Below are 16,989 nucleotides of genomic sequence, written 5' to 3' on the forward strand. Positions count from 1 at the left end.
TCGACCGCAGAAGAGGCGCAGCAAGACTGCTTTGACACCCAAAATATCGGGGTTGTCCCTGATTACGCGCTGACTAAGCCGTGAGCCAGGGCCCCTCAAGCTGCATCTGGACGAATGACGGTCTCCGGCGGAGCGTGCTGGATCTGGTACTCGACCATCCGGATTGCCGTCAGGATATCGGTCTTGCGCTGGGCGCAGACGTATTTGTCGGCTTCGGAAAACACCGTCCGCAAACGCCGCTTCTCGGCATCACCGAACTGCTGGCCGTTGGCGATGGCCAGCAGCATGTCCTGGATGCCGCTGTAGAAATTGATCGAGCGCCTGTCCTTGTTGATGTAGGCCAGAGCCAGGGCAACGTTGAAGACGCCGGCGACCGAGGCGACATGGAGGTTATTCCATTCGCCGCTGGCCAGCAGGAGCGAGAGATGAAGATGCGGAATCAGCATGATGTGCACTTCTTCCGGCTCGCTGATGCCAAGTTCGGCGCCGAGCAGACGATTTATTTTGCGATGACCTGAAAAAGACATTGGTTTCGGGGTGTCCTTGAGATGGCTGCGGGGCGGCTGCCCGGGTTAGTGAAAGCGAACGGTACTGACAACGATGAGCCCCAGCATCAGCACAAACGACACGCTTTTCCAGAAGATCACCGGGTTGCGCTCAATGAGCGGCGGTTTGGTTTTGTTGAGGAAAATCCGGTTCGGGTGGTGGAGGTCGTAGATGAACTCGGAAAGCTCTTCGTAGCGGGCGAAGGGGTCGGGGTCGACGGCTTTGCGGAGGGCGTCGTCGATCCAGGCGGGGATTTCGCGTTCTTCGCTGAGCACGCTTTTGTAGGCCAGTTTTTTCTGCGCCGATTTGGTGCGCGACTTGGGGACTTCCGTGCCGTAGGGGAAGCCGCCGGACAGCATCTGGTAGGCGATGACGCCGAGCGAGTAGAAGTCTGAGCGGGCGCTGCCCGGCTCGCCGAGGAAGTATTCCGGCGCGGCGTAGAGGGCGGCGCCGAGCAGGTTGATCTGGTCGACGGCGGTGGTGATTTCCTCGATGCCGGCGACACGGGTGGCGCCGAAATCGATGATTTTCACGGTGCCCGTGGTGTCGATCATGATGTTGTCGGGCTTGAGGTCCTGATAGACCATTTCCAGCCGGTGGAAGGCCTGCAGGCCCTTGGCGATCTGTTCGAGGAGGCCGCGCACGACGGCCAGTTCGGGCCGCGGGTTGTCGATCATCCATTGCGTCAGCGTCTGCCCTTCGATGTATTCGCTGACGACGTAGATCGACTGGCGCTGGCGGGTGTGGGCACAGGGTTTGAGGACGTGCGCGCTGTTGATGCGGCGGGCGATCCACTCTTCGAGCAGGAAACGTTCGAGCGCGGCTGGGTTGGCCTGCATGTCGGTAGACGGGGTCTTGATCACGACCCGCTCGCCGGTTTCGCGGTCGACCGCGAGGTAGATGTGGCTGCGGGCGCTGTGCTTGATGACGCGGACGATCTGGTAGCCCTCGAACTCGGCCCGGGCGTCGAGCAAGGGCGGGCACGGCAGGTCGGCAAGCTGGCGGTAGACTTCGTTGGCTTCGGGATCGGGGAGGACCTCAATGCGCACGAGCTGGATGGTCAAGTTGTCGGGGCTGCCGCGCTGCAGGGCCGCCTCGGCGATGCCCCGGGCCGCAGCATCGAGATCGGCGCTACCGGCGATGGCGCCAAGAATGCAGGCGGCGTCGACGTATTCATAGACGCCGTCGGTAGCGAGCAACAGCAGGTCGCCGACGGCGAGTTGCTGCGCGTCGTAGTCGATATCGACATTGCGGTCCATGCCCAGGGCGCGAGCCAGGTAGCTCTGGACCGATGAGACCCGGACGCGGTGGTCTTCGGTCAGTTGCGTCAGCTCGCTGCCGCGCAGGCGGTAGATGCGGGCGTCGCCGACGTGAAAGAGATGCGCCGTCGTGGACTTGATGACGACCGCGCTGAAGGTGCACACGTAGCCGCGCTCGCGGTCATAGCGGTGATGGCTTTGCTGGGTCTGCGAATGGAGCCAGGAGTTGGTGGCACTGAGCACGTGCTGGCCGGACTTCCTGACCGACCAGGCGTCCGAAGTGCAGTAATAGTCTTCGAGAAAACCCGTCACCGCCGACTGCGCGGCCTCCTGGCTGACCGCGCTGCTCGAGATGCCGTCGGCCAGCGCGATCGCGATGCCCTTGGCCGAGCGTTGCGGTTCTCCGGGAATGGCGACACCATGGAAATCCTGGTTGAGTTCCTTGCGCCCCCGGTCGGAATACTGCCCGATGGCGACTTTCAGATGACGGCTCATGGCGCCCCTTGCCTCTGCTACGGTCAACCGGAAATTCCGGCCAAAATTGAAATCAGCCCCCGACCGTCGCCGGGGACTGTGCTGCAATTCCGCGCCGATCAGTAGGCGTTACGCTTCGGGGCGGTGCGCACGTGGGTTGAGTACAGGGTCAGACCGACGAAGGCGATGCCGCCGACCAGATTGCCGAGCACGGTCGGAATTTCGTTCCACACCATGTAGTCGTAGATCGAGAAGTTGCCGCCGAGCATGAGACCGGACGGAAAGAGGAACATGTTGACGATCGAGTGCTCGAAACCCATGTAGAAGAAGACCATGATCGGCATCCACATGGCGACGACCTTGCCGGTCACGTTGGTGCAGATCATGGCGCAGACGACGCCGGTGGACACCATCCAGTTGCACAGCACGCCGCGAATGAACAGGGTCAGCATGCCGGCGGCACCGTGCGCGGCATAACCGACGGTACGGCCTTCGCCGATGGTGCCGATCTTCTGGGCAACGGCATTGGGGGCCTCGGTGAAGCCGAAAGTCCAGATGACCGCCATCATGATCGCCACGCTCAGCGCGCCGCCGAAGTTGCCGACGAAGACCAGCCCCCAGTTACGCAGGATGCCGCCGACGGTGACGCCCGGACGCTTGTCGATCAGCGCCAGCGGGCACAGCGTAAAGACGCCGGTGAGCAGGTCGAAACCGAGCAGGTAAAGCAGGATGAAGCCGACCGGGAACAGCATGGCGCCAACCAGCGGCTGGCCGGTCTGCACGGTGACAGTGACGGCGAAGGCGGCGGCAAGCGCCAGGATGGCGCCGGCCATGTAGGCGCGAATCAGGGTATCGCGGGTGGACATGAAAATTTTCGATTCGCCAGCGTCAATCATTTTCGTGACGAATTCGGTGGGTGCCAGATAGGCCATGGTGGTTTCCTTTTCGGATTTGGTTTGTTTTGAAAGCGCCCGGGTCTGCTTGAGACCAAGGGGCCTGAATCCCACCATTGGGATTGGCCGGGCCGGCTACGCTGCCGGCCCTGTTCATGCGTTGGCCGCTCAGGCGGCCATGAAGACCTGGCCGTTCTCGACCTTGACTTCGAACTTCTTGCAGCCGCCAACGTCCGGCGCCACGGCCTGGCCGTCTTCGAGACCGATATTCCAGCCATGCAGCGGACAGGTGACGCGTTTGCCGTGCACGATGCCTTGCGACAGCGGGCCGCCCTTATGCGGGCATTTGTCGTGCAGGGCGAAAACTTCGTCGTCGGAGGTACGGAAGACGGCGATCTTGCCGCGCTCTTCCCAATGGACGAGGCGCGAGCCGAGTTGCGGGATGTCTTCCAGTTTGCAGATCAGTTTCCAGTTGCTCATTTTTCTGTCCTCGGTTTTCAGGCTTCGACCATGATGGGGATGAATTGCTTGACGGGGCCCTCTTCGCGCGAAGTCGCCCACGGGTCCTTGGCATCCTTCAGCGAGTCGAGCAGCTCGGCGTAGAGCGCCTTGCGGCCTTCTTCGTCCTCGACGATCTTGCCTTTCACGTAATCCAGCCCGACGCGTTCCAGCCAGTGGCAGGTGCGCTCGAGGTACCAGCCTTCGAGGCGGTAGAGCTGGAGGAAGGCGCCGGAATATTCCATGACCTCTTCGTCGGATTTCACCTTGCACAGGAACTGGGCAACCTCGGTCTTGATGCCGCCGTTGCCACCGACGTACAGCTCGTAGCCGGAATCGACACCGATCACGCCGACGTCCTTGATGCCGGCTTCGGCGCAGTTGCGCGGGCAGCCGGAGACGGCGAGCTTGACCTTGTGCGGGGCGTACATGTCGAACAGCATTTTTTCGAGCTTGACGCCCATCGACATGGCCAGTTGCGTGCCGAAACGGCAGTGTTCCATGCCGACGCAGGTCTTCACGGTGCGGATCGACTTGCCGTAGGCGTGGCCGGAGACCATGCCGGCGGCGTTGAGGTCGGCCCAGATGCCGGGCAGGTCTTCCTTCTTGATGCCGAGCAGGTCGATACGCTGGCCGCCGGTGACTTTCACGGTCGGCACGTTGTACTTCTCGGCGGCATCGGCGATGGCGCGCAGCTCTTTCGGATTGGTCAGGCCGCCCCACATGCGCGGGACGACCGAGTAGGTGCCGTCCTTCTGAATGTTGGCGTGGGCGCGTTCGTTGATGAAGCGCGACTGCGGATCGTCCTTCGCCTCGTGCGGCCAGGTCGAGATCAGGTAGTAGTTGATGGCCGGGCGGCACTTGTCGCAGCCGTTCGGCGTCGTCCAGCCGAGTTCGGCGAAAACCGTTTCCTTGCTCGTCAGGTGCTCGTCGCGGATCAGCTTGCGGACCTTGTCGTGCGAGTGCTCGGTGCAGCCGCACATCGGCTTCTTGTCGGAAGCGGCCGGCGTGTAGGCGCCACCGATGGTCGAAGCGAGAATCTGCTCGACCAGACCGGCGCAGGAACCGCAGGAAGACGCCGCCTTGGTGTGCTTCTTGACCTCGTCGAGCGTGAACAATCCCTTGGCCTTGATGGCCTGCACGATGACGCCCTTGGTGATGCCGTTGCAGCCGCAGACTTCGGCGCTGTCGGGCATCGAAGCCGCCTTGCTGTTGCCGGCGTGGCCGACGTCGCCGACCAGCGACTGGCCGAAGATCAGCGAGTCGCGGATATCGTGGATGTCGCGGCCATCCTTGAGCAGCTGGAAATACCACGGGCCGTCGGCCGTATCGCCGTACATGACGCCGCCGACCAGCTTGTTGTCCTTGATCACCAGTTTTTTGTAGACGCCGCCGTGCGGGTCGTTGAGCAGGATTTCTTCGGTGCCCTCGCCCCCCATGTAGTCGCCGGCCGAGAACAGGTCGATACCGGTGACCTTGAGCTTGGTCGAGGTCACCGAACCGGTGTAGCGGCCGATGCCGTAGCCGGCGAGATGATTGGCCGCGACCTTGGCCTGCTCGAAGAGCGGGGCAACCAGGCCGTAGGCAATGCCGCGGTGGCTGACGCACTCGCCGACGGCGTACACCTTCGGGTCGTAGGTCTGCATCGTGTCGTTCACCACGATGCCGCGGTTGCAGTAGATGCCGGATTTCTCAGCCAGCGCGTAGTTCGGGCGGATGCCGGCGGCCATGACAACGAGGTCAGCCGGGATGGTCATGCCGTCCTTGAAACGCACGGCGGCGACGCGACCGGACTCGCCCTGGACGAGCATTTCCGTCTGCTTCTGGAGCAGGAACTTGAGCCCCTTGTCTTCAAGCGACTTCTGCAGCATTTTGGCGGCGACTTCGTCGAGCTGACGCTCGAGCAGCCACGGCCCGAGATGCACGACCGTCACATCCATGCCGCGCAGCTTGAGGCCATTGGCGGCTTCCAGGCCGAGCAGGCCGCCGCCGATGACCACCGCATGCTTGTGCAGGCGGGCGGTTTCGATCATCTCATCGGTATCCTTGATGTCGCGATAACCGATGACGCCGGGCAGGTCATTGCCGGGAATGGGCAGCATGAAGGGCGTCGAGCCGGTGGCGATGAGCAGGCGGTCGTAGCTTTCTTCGGTGCCATCTTCGGCGATGACCTTGCGCTTGACGCGGTCGATGGTCTTGATCTGCTTGCCGGTGTGCAGCGTGATGCCCTTTTCCTTGTACCAGTCGAGTTCGTTGAGAACGATCTCGGAAATGGTCATTTCACCGGCGAGGACCGGAGAAAGCAGGATGCGGTTGTAGTTCGGGTGCGGCTCGGCGCCGAAGATGGTGATGTCGTAATGATCCGGGGCGATCTTCAGCAGTTCTTCGATGGTGCGGACACCGGCCATGCCGTTGCCGATCAGGACGAGACGAGGTTTGACAGCGGTTGTGCTCATGGTTGACTCCAACGTTGCGCGCACCCGAGGGTGCAAAATTTACTTCAGCGCATGACGTCGTTGCCATCGAACCGCCGACGTTGGCGGTTGATTCGCTGTACCTGCAGGGTTATTGCAATCAGCGTGCCAGCTGATCAGATGTTTGATTTTTAGGCGTTTTTTCGGGTTGACCGTGGCAATCGCGCACCAAGGCGGGGCAAGCGGCTCCAGAGCGGTGCAGAATCAAATTGGAGGCGCTCACAAAATGCAGCGAAGCGGTTCTGGCGAGGCGGTTCAACGACGCCAGAAGCATTTTGTTGGCGCCGCTCAGTTGCCGCCGATGATCAGGCCGGTTGCTTCAACGGCGACGATAGCCTTGGCCTGGTTGAAATCCTCGGCATAACCGCTGGCGTAGAGCAGGCAGGCCAGTTGGTTGGCGAGCGGTTTGGGCAGCGGGGCCTGCTTGTCGAGAATGCGTCGAATCCATTTTGCCGTGCTCACCGCATCGTTGGCCTCCGGCAGATTTGGCAAGGCGCGCAGGCTCTCGTGCTCGGCCTCGAACAGGGTGTCAACGCCGCCGTCGTGGATGAACTCAAGGCGCGGCCGGCGCTTCGGATTGGCAAAGGGCTCACCCTCGGTGCCGCGCAGGAGCAACGCACGGTCGCCACGGGCGAGCAGGATGTCGCGCATCAGATCGATAAATTCTGGATGGGTCGCTGGCGCGACGAGGACAGCATCGCCGTGGAAGGGGTTGATCAGTTTGACCAGACTGTGCGCGCTGTTGCGCACGCCAAGGCGGCTGCGCAGGCCGAGCAGGTTGTGGATGCCCGGGCACAGCGCGTTGAGCGGCAGGAAGGCCAGCCCTTTCTCTTCGAGGGCGATCTGCGCCTGCGTCGTCGAGGCGACGGGCATGATGCCCAGCTCGCGAAAAATGTGCGCCGTGGTTACCCGGCCAAAACCCTCCAACAGGCCATGGACCACGACCGGCACGCCAAAGCGCTGGAGCAGCAAGGCGAGCAGTGGCGTCAGGTTGGCTTCCTTGCGGCCCCCGTTGTAGGTCGGCAGGGCAACCGGCCGAACGCGGCCGTGCGGCATGTCGAGACGGTGCGTGCGCTCGGCTGTGGCGTCCATGAAGCCGAGCATTTCGTCGAGCGATTCGCCCTTGACGCGCAGGCCAAGGATGATTGCACCCATTTCGAGATCCGGCACGCCGCCGTCGAGCATTGCCGCGTAAATCTGCTGCGCATCGTCGCGCGGCAGATCACGCGCGCCCTGGGCGCCGCGTCCGATCTCCTTGATGAATTGTCCGTAGCTCACTGTCTCCTCCGGTTGCGGTCAAGCCGCAGCTGCGATTCTGGGGGGATGCTCTGCCACCATGCGCTTGATATCCGGCACACATGAACCGCAGAACGTTCCGCATTTCAAGCTCTTCTGGAGTTGCGGCAGATCAGCCCCTTTCTCCAGTTCCTGGTGAATCTGCACATCGCTGACATCAGCGCATTTGCAGACGATGTTGCGTGCCACCATGCTCACCGGCGGCTTGGCCGACGGCGCCAGAGCGAAGCGGATCAGGCTGACATCGAGTTCATCCTCGGCCATCGCCTGCCGCAACCACGCCAGGGCCAGCGTCTCGCCGGCCAGCCGGACGCCAAGCAGGCGGCCTTGCTGGGCAATGGCCTTCTTGCTGATCCGGCGCGTCGGGTCAGCATAGAGAATGGCCCCCTCCTCGCCATCCAGCCCGAAGAGGCGATCCAGCGCAAAGATCTCGGCATCCGCCGCCGGCCCGGCACAGGCGGCGCGGAAGACGACCAGCGGCGTGGTCCGGCCATACAGGCCGACGTTGGCATACGGATAATCCGCCAGAACAGCGCGGGCCCGCTGAAGTAGTTCCAGCGCCTCCGATTGGCTGGTGCAGCGACGAACTACAGCCAGCGGGTAGGACAACTCGGCCTTGATGATCTGGACAGCGGCATGCTTCAGCTCGGGCTGTAACGAATAGGGGTCGATGGCATCCGAGCTCAGCGCATTGGTACCCGGCGTATTCATGAACTGGCTGCCCCAATGCATCGGCATCCACGCCCGGCCTTTGGCCAGCCCGGGACGCTCGGCTATACGGACGACCATCTCGCCGCGGCCATTGTTCACTTTGGCCAAATCGCCCGACTCCAGCCCACGATGCCGCATGTCGCAAGGATGCATGGCGAGCAGCGGTTCGTCTTCAAGATTGAACAGGCGCGGCACGGTGCCGGTGCGGCTCATACCGTGCCATTGATCGCGCATGCGACCGGAAAGCAGGCTGATCGGCCGCTCGGGCGTCGTCAGTTCGGCCGTTGGCTGATGTTCGATGGCGACAAAGCGCGCCTTGCCATCGGCTGTCGGAAAACGTCCATCCTCGTAGAGGCGGACCTTGCCAATACTGGCACCTTCCGGATACGGCCATTGCTGCGGCCCCTGCGCTTCGAGCACGGCATAGGACAAGCCAGTGATGTCGAGATCGCGCCCGCGCGTACTTTCCCGGTGCTCGTTGAAGATATCTTCGGGGTTGGCGTAGGGGAACAAGCGCCCGGCGTCGGTACGCCCCAGCTTTTCACCCAGTCGGCGGGCGAAATCGACGACGATTTCCCAGTCGTGACGTGCCTCGCCAGGTGCCTGAATGGCTGGCTGGAGGCGCGTGATGCAGCGTTCGGAATTAGTTACCGTGCCATGCTTTTCGCCCCAGCCACTGGCCGGTAGCAGCAAATCGGCGTAATCGGCGGTGTCGGTATTGCCATAGGTTTCCTGCAACACGACGTATTCGGCGGCGAGCAAGGCTTCACGGACGGCCGCCTGATTCGGCAACGACTGGGCCGGATTGGTGCAGGCGATCCAGACGGCCTTGATTTCGCCGGTTTTGAGTGCTTTGAACAGGTCGACCGCAGACTTTCCAGGTTTTGCCGGCACCTCAGGAACGCCCCACAAGCGAGCAACCTCAGCCCGATGCTCGGGGTTGGCCAGGTCACGGTGGGCCGACAGCAAATTGGCCAAGCCGCCAACTTCGCGTCCGCCCATGGCATTCGGCTGGCCGGTCAGCGAGAACGGACCGGCCCCCGGCTTGCCGATCTGGCCCGTCGCAAGGTGCAGGTGAATGATGCCAGCGTTGTTGTGGGTGCCGTGGGACGACTGGTTGAGTCCCTGACAATAGAGCGACAGCGAGGCGTCGCTGGCGCCGAACCAGCGCGCCGCCTGAACGATGGCCTCGGCTGGTACGCCACAGAGATCGGCAACCTTGTCTGGCGAGTAATTTTTGACGATGTCGGCGAGCGCCTCGAAACCGTTGGTGTGGGCTTCGACATAGCCGTGATCAACCATGCCCTCAGCGATGAGCACATGCAGCATGCCGTTGAACAGCGCGATGTCGCTGCCCGGTTTGATCGACAAATGCAGGTCGGCAATCTCCGCGCTTTCCGTGCGGCGGGGATCGGCGACGATAACCTTGAGGTCAGGATTGGCCGCCTTCGCATCTTCGATGTAGCGAAACACAATCGGGTGCGCGATGGCCGGATTGGCACCGCTGATGAAAATCACCTTGGCCTGCAGGATGTCGGCATAGCTGCACGGCGGCGCATCGGCGCCCAGCGTCTGCTTGTAGCCGGCAACGGCCGAGGACATGCAGAGGCGTGAATTGGTATCGACATTGTTGGTGCCGATCAGCCCCTTGGCCAGCTTGTTGAAAACGTAATAATCCTCGGTCAGCAACTGGCCGGATATGTAGAAGGCAACCGAATCCGGGCCATATTGCTTAATGGTGGCAGCGAAACGCTCGGCGGCTTCGTCCAGCGCGCCCTCCCAGCCAAGGCGTTGGCCCGCCCCGCCGCGGTTTGCACGCTTTTCGGGGAACTGCAGGCGATAGGTCGGATTGACTGTCTGATTCAGCGTCGCACCTTTCGTACACAAACGGCCGCGATTGGCCGGGTGCGCGGGATCGCCCCTCAGTCCGGTGATAGCACCATTCTCGGTTTCAATGAGTACGCCACAACCAACTCCGCAGTAGCAACAGGTAGACTTGACTTCAGTTCGCATGATTTTCCTTCCGGCTTGGCTTGAGCAACAGCTATGCCAAGTTGAAAAATCATGGACTTGCATGACAAAAGGGGAAATCCCTTTGTGGAATTTCCCCTTTTTAGTGCGTCAACCGCAGCTTGCGTCCCTATTTGATGCGTTGCAGCCATGGACGCCCTGCTTCTGGGCGTGGCGGCTCGGGCGGCGGCTCTTCGGGCTCCACCGCAGACTCGCCGGCATCGATGAATTCGGCTGTCCCTTCATCCTCGGCGCCATCCACCTCAAATGCCATTCCTGCACCGTTTTCGCGTGCATAGATTGCCGAAACACGCTCGACCGGCACAGACAGGTCACGGGCAACACCACCAAAACGGGCCTGAAAATCGATGAAATCGTTTCCGATCAGCAATTTTTTGGTCGCATCCGGCCCCAGATTCAGCACAATCTGGCCGTCGCGAACAAACTCGCGCGGGACGCGGGTGCGCTCATCGACCTCAACCGCGATATACGGTGTGAAACCATTGTCACAGCACCATTCCCAGATGGCGCGCAGGAGGTAAGGCTTGGTGGACGGAAGTTCCATGCCTTACTTGCGCATTGCCTTTTCGGACGGAGTCAGCGCATCGATGAAACCCTGACGACTGAAAATGCGCTCGGCGTACTTCATGAGCGGTGCAGCCGCCTTGCCAAGGTCGATGCCGTAATGGTCGAGACGCCAGAGCAGCGGGGCAATGGCCACGTCAAGCATGGAGAACTCATCGCCCAGCATGAATTTCTGCTTGTTGAAGATCGGCACGATTTCAGTCAGACGAGCCTTGATTTCCTGACGAGCCTTGTCGGCCGTCTTGCCGTTCTTCTCAATCACTTCCATGAACGAAAAGATTTCCCGCTCCATGCCGACCAGCAGCTGGCGGGCACGGGCACGCATGATCGGGTCGGCCGGCATCAGTTGCGGATGCGGAAAACGCTCGTCGATGTATTCGTTGATGATATTCGGCTCAAACAGGACCAGATCACGTTCGACCAGAACCGGCACACGATTGTGCGGGTTGATCGCCGCCATTTCTTCCGGCTTGTTGAACATGTCGACGTCGATAACCTGAAAATCCATGCCCTTTTCGAACAGGACAATCCGGCAACGGTGACTAAAGGGGCAGGTGGTGCCCGAGTAGAGGTTCATCATTTGTGGTAACCCTCAAAATGAGATTCGGCATCGGGGGCCGGCCAGAGCCAAACCCGCGATGCCGTTAGCTGATCCAGGAAGGATCAGTGAATGTCTTTCCAGTATTCCTTCTTGAGCGCGTAGGCGACAACAAAGAGAACTGCCAGGAAGGCCAGAACGAACCAGCCCAGAGTGCGGCGATATTCTTGCTGCGGTTCGCCCATCCAGACCATGAAACCGACCAGATCGGAAACCGACTTGTCGAATTCAGCCGGTGCCATCGAGCCCGGTACTGCCAATTCCAGCTTGTGCGTTTCGTGATTCATCACTTGCTGGCCTTGCAGGCCGTACAGAACATGCGGCATGCCGACATTCTCGAACACCGTGTTGTTCCAGCCTGTCGGACGGTTGGCATCACGATAGAAGGAACGCAGATAGGTGTAGAGCCAGTCCGCACCGGCACCGGCATTGCCGGCTTCGCCACGGGCCCGGGCAATGATGGTCAGATCCGGGGGTGTAGCACCGAACCACTGTTTCTGCTCGTCGGAACGGGCGGCAACACGCATCAGTTCACCGATCTTGTCGGACGTGAACATCAGGTTTTCCTTGACCTGCTGCTCGGTCAGACCGAGATCCAGCAAGTTCTTGTAGCGCATGTAGGAAGCACCGTGACAGTTCATGCAGTAATTGACGAACAGCTTGGCACCATTCTGCAACGCTGCTTTGTCGCTGACCGAACCAGGCCACTTGTCGATATGGGCGGTGTTACCGCTGGCAAACGCCATGATCGGCGCGAAGAGCAAGGCGATAAGGAATTTTTTCATTTTTGTCATCCTCTCACTTGAACGTCACACGGTCGGGGACCGGCTTGAACTTGTCCATCCGCGACCACCACGGCATAGCGAGGAAGAAACCGAAGTAGAACACCGAACAGACCTGCGATACCAGTTCGCCCATCGGCGACGGGGACAGAGTACCCAGATAGCCAAGAACGAAGAAGCAGATGACAAAGATGGTCAGCAAGGTCTTGTAGATCGGACCACGGTAACGGATCGACTTGACCGGGCTACGATCGAGCCAAGGCAGGAAAGCGAAGATCACCACCGAAGCGCCCATGGCAACCACACCCCAGAACTTGGCATCGAGACCGAACAGCGGATAGGTAACCGCACGCAGGATCGAGTAGAACGGCGTGAAGTACCAGACCGGAGCGATGTGCGGCGGTGTCTTCAAGGGGTCAGCCGGGTAGAAGTTCGGCGTTTCCAGGAAGTAACCACCACCTTCCGGTGCCCAGAACATTACGGCAGAGAAAACCATCAGGAAGACAACAACACCAACGATGTCCTTGACCGTGTAGTACGGATGGAACGGGATGCCGTCACGCGGAATACCGTTTTCGTCCTTGTTGGCCTTGATTTCAACGCCGTCAGGGTTGTTCGAACCGGTTTCGTGCAGGGCCAGGACGTGAGCAGCAACCAAACCGATCAGAACGAGCGGGAAGGCAATCACGTGGAAGGAGAAGAAGCGATTCAGCGTAGCATCGCCAACAACGAAGTCGCCGCGAATGATCAGCGACAGATCACCACCGATAACAGGGATCGCCGAGAACAGGTTAACAATAACCTGAGCGCCCCAGTAGGACATCTGACCCCATGGCAGCAGGTAGCCAAAGAAGGCTTCACCCATCAGGCAAAGGAAAATGCCCACGCCGAACAGCCAGGTCAACTCACGTGGTTTGCGATACGAACCGTAGAGAAGACCACGGAACATGTGCATATAGACCACGATGAAGAAGGCAGAAGCACCGGTGGAGTGCATGTAGCGAATCAGCCACCCACCCGACACATCACGCATGATGTATTCAACCGAGGCAAACGCAATTGGCACACCATTGGCGTTCAGCGCGGCATCCGGCTTGTAGTGCATAACCAGGAAGATGCCGGTAACGATCTGGATAACCAGAACCAGCAGCGCCAGAGAGCCGAAGAAATACCAGAAGTTGAAGTTCTTCGGGGCGTAGTACTCAGACAGGTGGCCCTTCCACATGGAAGTCGCCGGGAAACGGGCATCAACCCATTCCAGAGCGTTACCGGCCAGTGAGCCGTCTGATTTGTATTTCTCGAAATTGCCAGCAGCCATTTCTTATGCTCCCTTCTTGTCTTCGCCGATCATGATACGGGTATCGGCGAGATACACGTGCGGCGGCACTTCGAGGTTGGTCGGGGCAGGCTTCGACTTGTATACACGACCAGCAAAGTCGAAGGTCGAACCATGGCAAGGACACAGGAAGCCTCCCAGCCAGCCATCAGGCATTCCCTCTTCGGTACCGGCCTTGAACTTCTGGGACGGAGAGCAACCTAAGTGGGTACAGATACCGACAACAACCATGATTTCGGGCTTGATGGAGCGCGTATCGTTCTGTGCATAAGCCGGTTGCTGATTTTTCTCGGACTTTGGATCAGCGACCGCATCAGCCAGCTTGGGCAGCGTATCCATCATCTCCTTGGTGCGGTTGATAATCCACACCGGCTTGCCACGCCACTCGACGGTCATCATCTGACCCGGTTCGAGCTTGCTGATATCCACTTCGACCGGTGCGCCTGCAGCCTTGGCACGTTCGGACGGAAGCAAGCTGGATACGAACGGTACGAGTGCGGCAACCGCGCCCGCCCCGCCCACGGCTGCGGTCGCAACGACCAGACGTCGCCGTCCGCAGTCCATTTTTCCTTGATTGCTCATTACGCTGACCCCTAACGGAATTAGATGGGATAAAAATTAAACGCTAAATTATACGATATCGGACGGCTCGATAAAAGCCGGATATCACCCACCACAAGCCTTGCGCTCCCGAAATGCCTGCGCTAGGGTGCCACTATCGACATACTCCAGCTCACCACCCACTGGTACGCCACGGGCAATCCTGGTCACCCGAATCCCTTTGGAGCCAAGCATGGCTGTGATGTAATGGGCGGTCGCTTCTCCCTCGTTGGTATAGTTCGTCGCCAAAATCACCTCCCGCACTACACCGTCGAGAGCTCTGGCCACGAGACGATCAAGTCCGATATCTTTTGGCCCTATGCCATCAAGGGGAGATATTTTGCCCATCAGCACGTAATAGAGCCCCTGATAACTCTGGGTCTGCTCCATCATGTTCATGTCAACCGGTGTTTCGACCACGCACAGTAAACTTGAATCGCGCCGTGGTGATGCGCAGCGTTCGCATATCTCCGCCTCGGTGAATGTATTACAGCGTTGGCAATGTCGAATTGACTGCAAAGCATGCAGGAGGGCATCCCCCAAATGCTGAGCGCCCTTCCTGTCATGCTGCAACAGATGATATGCCATGCGTTGAGCTGATTTTGGCCCGACACCTGGCAGGCAGCGCAGCGCTTCAATCAGCGAATCAAGCCCCGAGGGATTCACTAATCAAAAGGGAAGCTTGAAGCCAGGCGGCAGATTTAGCCCCGAAGTAAAGCCAGACATCTTGTCCTGACTTAATGCCTCTCCACGGCGAACAGCATCGTTCATCGCCGCGGCGATCAGATCCTCAAGCATTTCCCGGTCATCCATCACCGATGGATCAATACTGACTCTGCGCACTTCATGCGCCCCTGTCATTACAACCTTGACCATGCCAGCCCCGGAAACCCCCTCGATCTCAGTCTGGGCAAGTTGTTCCTGGGCTTTTTTCATGTTTTCCTGCATCGCCTGCGCCTGTTTCATCAGGCCAGCCAAGCCACCCTTCATCATCGTCGCTCTCCCTTACGCAATAGGTTTAATGGATGATTCAACAATCGATGCATCGAGGGACTCGATCGCATCACGTATAAAAGTATCCTGAGCAATTGACGCTACAGCATGATCCTGTCGCTCTTGGCGTTGACGCCCCACTGTTTCGGCCGGGGTATCCAATTCGTTCTGAGCCAACTCAAACCGCACCTTCATGGCGCGGCCAAAATATTCACTCAAAGCCTGCTGTAGTTTGTCAGGCCCCGGTTTCATCTGCAGATGCCCCTGAGATGGCGACAATCTCAACAAGCACTCAGTTTCACCAAGTTTCCTTAGCTCACAATTTTGCGCCAGCTCCCTGGCCAGCCCGGACAATGGGAGCGACGCCACAATCTGATGCCAATCAGACTCTCCGGATGCTAACGGCTTCGCTGCCAATTGTGCCGCCGCTACTGGCTCGCCCCGAAGGGCAACGTCTGGTGCACCAACGAGTAACGGATGGGCGCTGACCACCGGCCTGCTCTTCTGCGTCACCGCGACAAGCACGTCAGCAACGGTGCTTGGGCGAAACGCATGCAACCTGAGCAAGGTCATTACAAAACCCGCATATTCATCCGGCGCGGTCGACAGCTCATTTCTGCCGACATTTACAATTTGATAGGCCAACTGAACAAACTCTGGCGAAAACACTGCCGCCAGCTGGAGCAACCTTCCTCTATCAGGATCGTCATCATCTATTGCGACGGGAACACATTGAGCTACCTGCAAACGCGTCAGCAATGCCCCCAGTTCCTGCAAAGCTGAAGAAAATGAAAGACTACGCACCTCAAGGTCTGCCGCCACCTGTAGCAAAGTCGACGCATCACCGCCCCGCAGCGCGTCAAGAATACTGAACAGATAATCCTGATCGACAGCACCCAGCATGCTTCGCACCAGAACCTCTTCGACCCTCCCCGCACCGTGCGCAATAGCCTGATCCAGCAAGGAAAGAGCATCACGCATGCTCCCGGACGCTGAACGTGCAACTAACGTCAATGCCGGAGCCTCGAAAGGAATTTCCTCCGCCTGCAAAATTTGGCCTAGATGCTTGGTTATAGCCAGCGCTGGCATCTGCTTCAAATTGAATTGCAGACAACGGGAAAGAACCGTCACCGGAATTTTTTGTGGGTCGGTTGTCGCCAAAATAAATTTGACATGCTCCGGAGGCTCTTCGAGAGTCTTCAGCATCGCATTGAATGCTGAATTGGAAAGCATGTGAACCTCGTCAATTACATATACTTTGAAGCGGCCCCGGGTGGGCGCGTAGACCGCGTTCTCAAGGAGCTGACGCATCTCGTCAACCCGGGTATTGGTGGCCGCATCAACCTCAAGCAAATCGACAAATCTACCACTGTCGATTTCTTGGCAAGCAGAACAGACACCACAAGGTGTAGCGGTGATCCCGGCTTCGCAATTTAGCGATTTCGCCAGAATCCGCGCGATGGTTGTCTTCCCAACCCCTCGAGTACCCGTAAAAAGATAGGCGTGGTGCAAGCGCTGCTCAGAGAGCGCATGCGTTAGCGCACGAACAACATGTTCCTGCCCAACTAGCGTAGAAAAATTGCGCGGCCGCCACTTGCGCGCAAGAACTTGATAACTCATGCGCTCCACACCAATGCAGAAAATGAAAGTGGCGAGCCTAACCCCCGGCACTTGCAGTAAGTAGCTGTGGCTGCTTCCTTCCGGACCTGACCAGATTCACCCCCCTGCAATGCGGGGAGACCCGCCGCTGCGGATTCTAACACAGTGCAATTCCATAATTTGATGATGTGGATGGAATTCATTGCGGAGGGATCAAATGCTAAAGCCCCTCGCCGGTAATCCGGGAGGGGCTTTTTTCATGGGGAGTCTGGCGTTGACCTACTTTCGCGAGCGGAAGCTCACTATCATTGGCGCTCATCTGTTTCACGGTCCTG

The 16,989-nt window shown here is 59.4% G+C and carries 15 protein-coding genes and 1 other RNA gene; all 16 read right to left on the reverse strand.

The window, feature by feature from the left end; all coding sequences use genetic code 11:
• Positions 1–95: 95 nt before the first annotated feature.
• Positions 96–527, reverse strand: a complete 432-nt coding sequence (locus tag AC07TV_RS12695; protein WP_494648723.1) for a hypothetical protein — start codon at positions 525–527, stop codon at positions 96–98.
• 45 nt (positions 528–572) lie between these two features.
• Positions 573–2,300, reverse strand: a complete 1,728-nt coding sequence (locus AC07TV_RS12700) for a bifunctional protein-serine/threonine kinase/phosphatase (RefSeq protein WP_494648724.1) — start codon at positions 2,298–2,300, stop codon at positions 573–575.
• A 98-nt stretch (positions 2,301–2,398) separates the two neighbouring features.
• Complete coding sequence (locus AC07TV_RS12705; protein WP_494648725.1) at positions 2,399–3,211, reverse strand: formate/nitrite transporter family protein; 813 nt, start codon at positions 3,209–3,211, stop codon at positions 2,399–2,401.
• Positions 3,212–3,340: 129 nt separating this feature from the next.
• A complete protein-coding gene (gene nirD / locus AC07TV_RS12710) occupies positions 3,341–3,652 on the reverse strand; it encodes a nitrite reductase small subunit NirD (RefSeq protein WP_494648726.1) in 312 nt (103 codons plus the stop codon).
• 17 nt (positions 3,653–3,669) lie between these two features.
• Entirely contained in the window at positions 3,670–6,126 is a 2,457-nt protein-coding gene (gene nirB / locus AC07TV_RS12715; protein ID WP_494648727.1) for a nitrite reductase large subunit NirB, read from the reverse strand.
• Between the two features lie 306 nt (positions 6,127–6,432).
• A complete protein-coding gene (gene ybiB, locus AC07TV_RS12720; protein ID WP_494648728.1) occupies positions 6,433–7,422 on the reverse strand; it encodes a DNA-binding protein YbiB in 990 nt (329 codons plus the stop codon).
• 18 nt (positions 7,423–7,440) lie between these two features.
• Positions 7,441–10,164 carry a nitrate reductase gene (locus AC07TV_RS12725; protein ID WP_494648729.1) on the reverse strand — a complete coding sequence of 908 codons (2,724 nt, stop codon included), beginning with the start codon at positions 10,162–10,164 and terminating at the stop codon, positions 7,441–7,443.
• Between the two features lie 127 nt (positions 10,165–10,291).
• The gene (locus AC07TV_RS12730) at positions 10,292–10,726 is read right to left on the reverse strand and encodes a ClpXP protease specificity-enhancing factor (RefSeq protein ID WP_494648730.1); all 435 of its coding nucleotides are present in this window, start codon (positions 10,724–10,726) and stop codon (positions 10,292–10,294) included.
• A 3-nt stretch (positions 10,727–10,729) separates the two neighbouring features.
• Complete coding sequence (locus AC07TV_RS12735; RefSeq protein WP_011286577.1) at positions 10,730–11,326, reverse strand: glutathione S-transferase N-terminal domain-containing protein; 597 nt, start codon at positions 11,324–11,326, stop codon at positions 10,730–10,732.
• 83 nt (positions 11,327–11,409) lie between these two features.
• Entirely contained in the window at positions 11,410–12,129 is a 720-nt protein-coding gene (locus tag AC07TV_RS12740) for a cytochrome c1 (RefSeq protein WP_494648731.1), read from the reverse strand.
• A gap of 13 nt (positions 12,130–12,142) precedes the next feature.
• Positions 12,143–13,444: a cytochrome b gene (locus tag AC07TV_RS12745; RefSeq protein ID WP_494648732.1), complete on the reverse strand. Its 1,302-nt coding sequence runs from the start codon at positions 13,442–13,444 to the stop codon at positions 12,143–12,145.
• Between the two features lie 3 nt (positions 13,445–13,447).
• Positions 13,448–14,044: a ubiquinol-cytochrome c reductase iron-sulfur subunit gene (gene petA / locus AC07TV_RS12750; RefSeq protein ID WP_226404052.1), complete on the reverse strand. Its 597-nt coding sequence runs from the start codon at positions 14,042–14,044 to the stop codon at positions 13,448–13,450.
• An 84-nt stretch (positions 14,045–14,128) separates the two neighbouring features.
• Positions 14,129–14,728, reverse strand: a complete 600-nt coding sequence (recR, locus tag AC07TV_RS12755; RefSeq protein ID WP_494648733.1) for a recombination mediator RecR — start codon at positions 14,726–14,728, stop codon at positions 14,129–14,131.
• A gap of 3 nt (positions 14,729–14,731) precedes the next feature.
• Positions 14,732–15,055: a YbaB/EbfC family nucleoid-associated protein gene (locus AC07TV_RS12760; RefSeq protein ID WP_494648734.1), complete on the reverse strand. Its 324-nt coding sequence runs from the start codon at positions 15,053–15,055 to the stop codon at positions 14,732–14,734.
• 12 nt (positions 15,056–15,067) lie between these two features.
• The gene (gene dnaX / locus AC07TV_RS12765) at positions 15,068–16,675 is read right to left on the reverse strand and encodes a DNA polymerase III subunit gamma/tau (protein ID WP_494648735.1); all 1,608 of its coding nucleotides are present in this window, start codon (positions 16,673–16,675) and stop codon (positions 15,068–15,070) included.
• Positions 16,676–16,702: 27 nt separating this feature from the next.
• Positions 16,703–16,801: signal recognition particle sRNA small type (gene ffs / locus AC07TV_RS12770), an RNA gene on the reverse strand.
• Positions 16,802–16,989 lie beyond the last annotated feature (188 nt).

The organism is Azonexus sp. GW821-FHT04F04, from assembly GCF_059420025.1.

Bases quoted from the DNA above. Each gene is read 5' to 3' on its own strand.
- AC07TV_RS12725 (WP_494648729.1), bottom strand. From the start codon at position 10,164: ATGCGAACTGAAGTCAAGTCTACCTGTTGCTACTGCGGAGTTGGTTGT.
- petA (WP_226404052.1), bottom strand. From the start codon at position 14,044: ATGAGCAATCAAGGAAAAATGGACTGCGGACGGCGACGTCTGGTCGTT.
- AC07TV_RS12760 (WP_494648734.1), bottom strand. From the start codon at position 15,055: ATGATGAAGGGTGGCTTGGCTGGCCTGATGAAACAGGCGCAGGCGATG.
- AC07TV_RS12695 (WP_494648723.1), bottom strand. From the start codon at position 527: ATGTCTTTTTCAGGTCATCGCAAAATAAATCGTCTGCTCGGCGCCGAA.
- dnaX (WP_494648735.1), bottom strand. From the start codon at position 16,675: ATGAGTTATCAAGTTCTTGCGCGCAAGTGGCGGCCGCGCAATTTTTCT.
- nirB (WP_494648727.1), bottom strand. From the start codon at position 6,126: ATGAGCACAACCGCTGTCAAACCTCGTCTCGTCCTGATCGGCAACGGC.
- AC07TV_RS12700 (WP_494648724.1), bottom strand. From the start codon at position 2,300: ATGAGCCGTCATCTGAAAGTCGCCATCGGGCAGTATTCCGACCGGGGG.
- AC07TV_RS12745 (WP_494648732.1), bottom strand. From the start codon at position 13,444: ATGGCTGCTGGCAATTTCGAGAAATACAAATCAGACGGCTCACTGGCC.
- nirD (WP_494648726.1), bottom strand. From the start codon at position 3,652: ATGAGCAACTGGAAACTGATCTGCAAACTGGAAGACATCCCGCAACTC.
- AC07TV_RS12705 (WP_494648725.1), bottom strand. From the start codon at position 3,211: ATGGCCTATCTGGCACCCACCGAATTCGTCACGAAAATGATTGACGCT.
- AC07TV_RS12735 (WP_011286577.1), bottom strand. From the start codon at position 11,326: ATGATGAACCTCTACTCGGGCACCACCTGCCCCTTTAGTCACCGTTGC.
- AC07TV_RS12730 (WP_494648730.1), bottom strand. From the start codon at position 10,726: ATGGAACTTCCGTCCACCAAGCCTTACCTCCTGCGCGCCATCTGGGAA.
- AC07TV_RS12740 (WP_494648731.1), bottom strand. From the start codon at position 12,129: ATGAAAAAATTCCTTATCGCCTTGCTCTTCGCGCCGATCATGGCGTTT.